Source organism: Streptomyces sp. NPDC057654, from assembly GCF_042800135.1.
GTDB lineage: Bacteria > Actinomycetota > Actinomycetes > Streptomycetales > Streptomycetaceae > Streptomyces.
On sequence record NZ_JBHVHQ010000574.1, the window covers coordinates 1 to 5,673 of the forward strand.

A 5,673-nucleotide genomic window follows, 5' to 3' on the forward strand; every position below is an offset into this window, starting at 1 on the left:
GCCCTCAGCACGGCGTCCGGCGGTTCGGCGGCGACCAGGACCGTCGGCGCGACGGCCCGCAGCCCCAGGGCGCGCAGCTCGCGGTGCGCGGCGAGCTCCCGCACCAGGGCCTCGTCGTCGGAGCGGACGCAGCAGGCGGTGCGTACGACCCGTACCCGGCCGTGCGTACGGGCGGTGTCGCCGATCAGGTATGCCAGGGGCTGCGGCAGCGCTCCCGAGGCGGACGCGGCCGTCAGTTCGGCGGTCAGCGCGGCGGGGGCGTGCCCCGCGTCCAGGGCGCGCCGCACGGAGTCGGCGGTGAACCGCCAGGTCACAGCGTTCCCCTGTGATTCGCGGTCAGCGCAGGAACCGAGGAGATCGGCGAGCCCGGCCGACGGCGCGCCGGGGGCGACGGCGGTCAGGTCGGCCTGGAAGTGGGCGTGTTCGAGCGGCGGCGGCAGGAGGCGGCCCAGTTCGGCGCGGAGCGCGGCGGGACCGGCGAGCAGCGCCCGGCCGAGCGGGCTGAGCGCGCCGTGGGCGACGACGCCGAGGAACGCCGCCTCGCTCAGGGTGTGCGCCGCCCGTCGCTCCGCCATCGGCTGGCCGGAGACGGCGAGCGGGCGGTACCAGTCGGCGGTCTGGATGAGCTCGTGCAGCGGCTGGAGCGCGTCCGGGGCGTCCGCCGACGGCGGGGGCACGGCGGCCCCGGTCCCCTCGGGAAGCGCGGCGAGGGCCTCCAGCAGCGCCCTGCGCAGCGGCGCCGCGTACCGGTCGTGACCGCGTACGAGCGTGGCCGGCGGCTCCCCCGGCGCCCCCAGCGTCGGAATGCCGTGCAGCTCCGCCCAGGCCGTCAGCACGGGCGCCAGCCGCTCGCCCGCGGGCCGCGCCATCCACTCGTCGTACGCGGCGGTGGGCAGCGCCGTCGTGCCCCCGCGGTCCCGGCTGAGCGCGATCAGTCCGGCGGCCTCGGCGGTGTCGAGGAGCAGCCGGGCGTGGCCCTCTCCGGTGCCGGCCGCCTTGGCCAGCCGCTTGGTCTCGCGGACGGCCAGCCCGCCCGACTTCCGCAGAGCCGCGGGCTGCGCGGCGAGGGCGGCGAGGAGCCGGTCCACGGCGGCCGAGAGGGCGGACGCGGCGGCCTGCGTCTCCCCGGCGACGACGGCGGGGTCGGTCCGCGTCAGGGCGTCGGGCGCGGGCCTCGGCGCGTGGCGGGCGAAGTCCCCAAGGCCGAGGGCGCCGATGAGCTGCGGGACGCGGGGCGGCACGACGATCCGGCCGTCCTCGGCGGGTGCGGCGAGCCCGTCCTCGTACAGCGCGCCCAGCGCGGCGGCGACGGCCTCCCTGTCGGGCCCGGGACTGTCCGCGCCGAGCGCCTCGTACGCCGTCGCGGCCGGTACGGGCTCCGCGGCGAGCTGCGGGAACGACAGGCTGTGCGACATCAGCGCCTCGAAGCCGGCCCCGGAGCGCGGTGCGGGCGGCCGGGGCGGCGCGTTCTGCTCCGCGAGCCGCTGTCCGGCGCGGGCGACGGCGGCGAGGAGCTGGAGCCGGGGCCGGTCGAGCTGGAGGACGAGGTGGTGGACGGTCTCGTACGACCACAGGGCGGTGGCCAGCCCGCGCAGGGAGGTCGGCGCGGGCCGGTGGGAGAGAGGCTCGCGGTGGCGGGCGAGGAGGCCCGCGAGCTGCTCCGGGGTGCGCTGTCCGAGCGCGCGGGCGAGGGTGTCGAGGCCGTCCATGGCCCCGACCCTACTGGCCGCCGGGAACCCCGATCACGCAGGTGGGAGGGGCCTGCGTGGGCAGGGCGCTGGGGCGCTTGGCCGGGGCCGGGATCGGGTGGATTCTGGTAGCAGGAGATGCGTGGCGATGCGTACGGGCAGCGAACCGGTGCAGGCACGCAGCCCGCTCAGGCTCAGGTGCGGGCTGGCCGTGTGGGGGCTGGCGTGGGCCGTCGCGGGGACGGTCGTCTTCGCGGAGTTCGGCCGGCCGGGGTGGGCGATCGCCTGCGGGGTGCTCGCCGCGGTGACGGGCGCGGACCTGTTCATGGTGATCCGCCATATCCGCCAGGGCCCGCACTACCAGCCGGGCCGGGACGTCCCTCCGTACGACCCGGCCAAGGGCGGCGACCGCGGCAGGCGGAGCGGCCCGCGATAGTCGCGTCGCTCACCCAGGGGCGCGCAAAGCGCCTATAGGACGCACTGAACACCGATAGGAGGGGCGGTACGCGGAATCGGCCGCCCCTCCGGCCGTTCGCCCGGGTGTCAGGCCGCTCCTTCGTCGAAGCGGGCCGCCTCGATGAAGTCCGGCCGGGGGTCGAGGGCCGCGGCCAGACGGAAGTGGCGGATGGCCTCGGCCTTCCGGCCGCCGCGCTGGAGGGTGCGGGCCAGGGCGAAGTGGGCGAAGGCGTTGTCCGGTTCACGCTCCAGGACCAGCTGGAATTCCAGTTCGGCGGGGCGCAGTTGGGCGGCGTCGAAGAAGGCGCGGGCGCGCAGCAGGCGGGCCGCGGTGTTCTCGGGATGGGCGGTGATGACCGAGTCGAGGAGTTTGACGGCCCCGCGCGGATCGCGGGCGGCCAGCAGCTGCTCCGCGGCGCGGTAGTCGATGACGTGGGTCTCGGGCGTCGGCTCGGGCACGTGCCGTTCCCCTTCCTGGATACAGATCCCGGATACGGACTCCCAGTCGCGGGCTCCCGGTTCCGGACCCCCGGTTTCGGGCTCCCCCATGCGGAACGCCGGAGTCCGGCCGCGGGCATGCGTGATCACGGCGTACGCCCATCCCAACGCGGCGCGGCCGCACCCTATTCCGATCGCGTGCCGCGCCTATTCCGGCCGATGCCCGGACGCCCCCTCGGCCCGCTCCACCAGCTTCGCCCAGACCTCGCGGACCTGCGGCTCCAGCGCGTCGAGCGGACCGTCGTTGTCGATGACGAGATCCGCGACCGCCAGCCGCTCCTCGCGCGTCGCCTGGGCCGACATGCGCGCCCGCGCGTCGTCCGGCGTCATGCCGCGCAGCCGTACGAGCCGGTCGAGTTGGGTCCGGGGGGCGGCGTCGATGACGACGACGGCTTCGTAGAGCGGCGCGAGGCCGTTCTCCGCGAGGAGCGGCACGTCGTGGACGACGATGGCGTCCGGGCCCGCCGCCGCCTCCAGCTCCGCGGAGCGGGCGCCCACCAGGGGGTGCATGATCGCGTTGAGGGCCGCGCGCCGGCCCGGGTCCGCGAAGACGACCGCGCCCAGCGCGGGCCGGTCCAGGGAACCGTCGGCCGCGAGCACCTCGGGCCCGAACTCCGCGGCGACGGCCGCGAGTCCGGGCGTGCCGGGCTCCACCACCTCGCGCGCGATCTTGTCGGCGTCCACGACCACCGCCCCGTAGGAGGCGAGCAGCCGTGACACCTCGCTCTTGCCGGCGCCGATCCCGCCCGTAAGGCCCACCTTCAGCATGCGGCCCACGCTATACGGCCGGGGGTCACTGGCCCCCGTCGCCCTCGCGGTCGGCGAGGAAACGCTCGAACTCGGCGCCCAGTTCCTCCGCGGAGGGCAGTTCCACGGGCTCCGCGACGAGGTTGCCGCGCGCCTCGGAGCCCGCCACCGCGTCGTACTGGTGCTCAAGGCCCCGTACCAGCGCGACCAGTTCCTCGTCGCCCTCGCCGATCTGCCGCTCGATCTCCTCCTGCGTGCGCAGCGCCTCGGTGCGCAGCGAGTGCGCGGCGCTCGGCAGGACGAGCCCGGTGGCGGCGGTGACCGCCTCCAGCGCGGTGAGGGCGGCGTCGGGGTAGGACGAGCGGGCCACGTAGTGCGGGACGTGGGCCGCCACGCCGACGACGTCGTGGCCCGCCTCCGCGAGGCGGTACTCGATGAGGGCCGCCGCGCTGCCGGGCACCTGCGCCTCGTCGAAGAGGGCGGCGTGGCCGGGCATGAGGTCCGTGCGGTTGCCGTGCGGCGTGACGCCTACGGGCCGCGTGTGGGGGACGCCCATGGGGATGCCGTGGAAGGTGACCGACAGCCGTACGCCCAGCCGCTCGACCATCTCGCCCACGGCCGCCGCGAACCGCTCCCACTCGACGTCCGGCTCGGGGCCGGTCAGCAGCAGGAAGGGCGCGCCGGTGGCGTCCTGCACCAGGTGCAGCTCGATCTTGGGCGTCTCGTACGCGGTCCAGCGGTTGCGCTGGAAGGTGAGCAGCGGGCGGCGGGCCCGGTAGTCGACGAGCCGGTCATGGTCGAAGCGGGCGACGACCTGATGCGGCAGCCCGTCCAGGAGCCGCTCGACGATCTGCTCGCCGGTCTCGCCGGCGTCGATGTAGCCGTCGAAGTGGTAGAGCATGACCAGCCCCGCCGAGTCCTGGGCGAGGGCCAGGTCGGCTACGGCGAGCCCCTTGGGCTCCCATTCGTACAAACCCTGCGGATCCAGCACAGTGACCGCTCCTCCTCGTGTTTCCGTCATGAAGAACACCGGGCGCGGGCCCGCCATTCCCGCTTGCCGCTTCCGGGAGTTGAGGCGGAGTCGCTGGTATGGGCACGGGCCGATCCGGTGCATCGCGCATGCGTCCCGGTGGGTTGACGCTGCGTCAGGCAGGCCCTAGGTTCGCGAACCGCTGCACGGATTCATATCCACGCCCCCCGTTCACATACTGGAAAGGATCTCGAATGCGTGCCAGACCGCTCCGGACGGCCCCCACCGCCGCCCTGCTCGCCGCCGCCGGCCTCGTGGCCGCCGCGACGGCCGCGAACGGCGCCCCCGTCGCCGGTCGCGCCCCGTTGGCCGCCTCCCCCGCGTCCGTCGTCTCCGTCTCCACCGCGGCCCAGCTCAAATCCGCCCTCGCCGCAGCCAAGCCCGGCGACACGATCCAGCTCGCCGACGGCACGTACAACGGAAACTTCAAGACCACCGCCCACGGCTCCGCGTCCGCCCGGATCACGCTCACCGGTTCGTCCAAGGCCATGCTCACGGCCGGCGGCGGCTACGGACTCCACCTCAACGGGGCCTCGTACTGGACGGTCAAGGGCATCACCGTCACCGGCGGCCAGAAAGGGATCATGATGGACGGCGCGGACGGCGTCGTCATCGACTCGGTCACCGTCCACGGCCTCGACATGGAAGGCGTGCACTTCCGCAAGTCCAGCCGCGACGGCCTCATCGAGAACTCGAAGATCTACGACACCGGCAAGGACGGCCAGGGCATGGGCGAGGGCGTCTACGTCGGCTCGGCCGGCGGGCTCTCCGACAAGAGCGACAACGTACGGATCCGGTCCAACACCATCGGCCCGGACGTCCGCGGCGAGAACGTCGACATCAAAGAGGGCACCACCGGAGCGCGGATCTCCGGCAACACCTTCGACGGCAGCGGCCTCAGCAACGCCAACTACGACGATTCCTGGGTCGACGTGAAGGGCAACGGCGTGGTCGTAGAGAACAACACGGGCACGCACACCAGCAACGACGGCTACCAGACCCACACCCAGCAGTCCGGCTGGGGCTGCGGCGCCGTATTCCGCGGCAACAAGTCCGACCTGAACGGCGCCAAGGGCTCCTCGCGGCTCGCGATCAACGTCACCAACTACGACGCGAGCAGCTGCAAGGCCACCGTGTACGCGAGCAACACCGTCTCCGGCGGCAGGGGGCTCACGAACATCAAGGTCACCGACGGCGGCTGAGCACCGCGCCGCCGGGCACGCCCGCGCATGAGTAAGGCCCGCTCCCCATTGG

The 5,673-nt window shown here is 74.3% G+C and carries 6 protein-coding genes; 2 read left to right on the top strand and 4 right to left on the bottom strand.

Annotated features, from left to right (window positions below; genetic code table 11):
- Positions 1-1,709, bottom strand: a 1,709-nt coding sequence (locus tag ACFU99_RS30975; RefSeq protein ID WP_384398321.1) for a helicase-associated domain-containing protein, incomplete at its 3' end; no start/stop codon positions are given.
- 127 nt (positions 1,710-1,836) lie between these two features.
- Here ACFU99_RS30975 and ACFU99_RS30980 point away from each other — a divergent pair.
- Positions 1,837-2,124, top strand: a complete 288-nt coding sequence (locus ACFU99_RS30980; RefSeq protein ID WP_384398331.1) for a DUF6343 family protein — start codon at positions 1,837-1,839, stop codon at positions 2,122-2,124.
- 107 nt (positions 2,125-2,231) lie between these two features.
- On the opposite strand, the gene ACFU99_RS30985 is transcribed toward ACFU99_RS30980, so the two are convergent.
- The 3 genes from ACFU99_RS30985 to ACFU99_RS30995 form a co-directional block, all read right to left on the bottom strand.
- A complete protein-coding gene (locus ACFU99_RS30985; RefSeq protein WP_384398323.1) occupies positions 2,232-2,603 on the bottom strand; it encodes a tetratricopeptide repeat protein in 372 nt (123 codons plus the stop codon).
- 186 nt (positions 2,604-2,789) lie between these two features.
- Positions 2,790-3,410 (bottom strand): dephospho-CoA kinase, encoded by a 621-nt coding sequence (gene coaE, locus ACFU99_RS30990; RefSeq protein WP_384398325.1) that lies wholly within the window; start codon positions 3,408-3,410, stop codon positions 2,790-2,792.
- Positions 3,411-3,435: 25 nt separating this feature from the next.
- Positions 3,436-4,380 carry a PAC2 family protein gene (locus ACFU99_RS30995; RefSeq protein ID WP_384398327.1) on the bottom strand — a complete coding sequence of 315 codons (945 nt, stop codon included), beginning with the start codon at positions 4,378-4,380 and terminating at the stop codon, positions 3,436-3,438.
- Between the two features lie 233 nt (positions 4,381-4,613).
- On the opposite strand from ACFU99_RS30995, the gene ACFU99_RS31000 reads away from it, so the two are divergent.
- Positions 4,614-5,621: a right-handed parallel beta-helix repeat-containing protein gene (locus ACFU99_RS31000; RefSeq protein WP_384398329.1), complete on the top strand. Its 1,008-nt coding sequence runs from the start codon at positions 4,614-4,616 to the stop codon at positions 5,619-5,621.
- The last annotated feature ends 52 nt before the right edge of the window (positions 5,622-5,673 follow it).

What these genes read in the sequence shown, in the direction of transcription:
- ACFU99_RS31000 (WP_384398329.1), top strand. Translation starts at nt 4,614, where the DNA reads ATGCGTGCCAGACCGCTCCGGACGGCCCCCACCGCCGCCCTGCTCGCC.
- coaE (WP_384398325.1), bottom strand. Translation starts at nt 3,410, where the DNA reads ATGCTGAAGGTGGGCCTTACGGGCGGGATCGGCGCCGGCAAGAGCGAG.
- ACFU99_RS30980 (WP_384398331.1), top strand. Translation starts at nt 1,837, where the DNA reads ATGCGTACGGGCAGCGAACCGGTGCAGGCACGCAGCCCGCTCAGGCTC.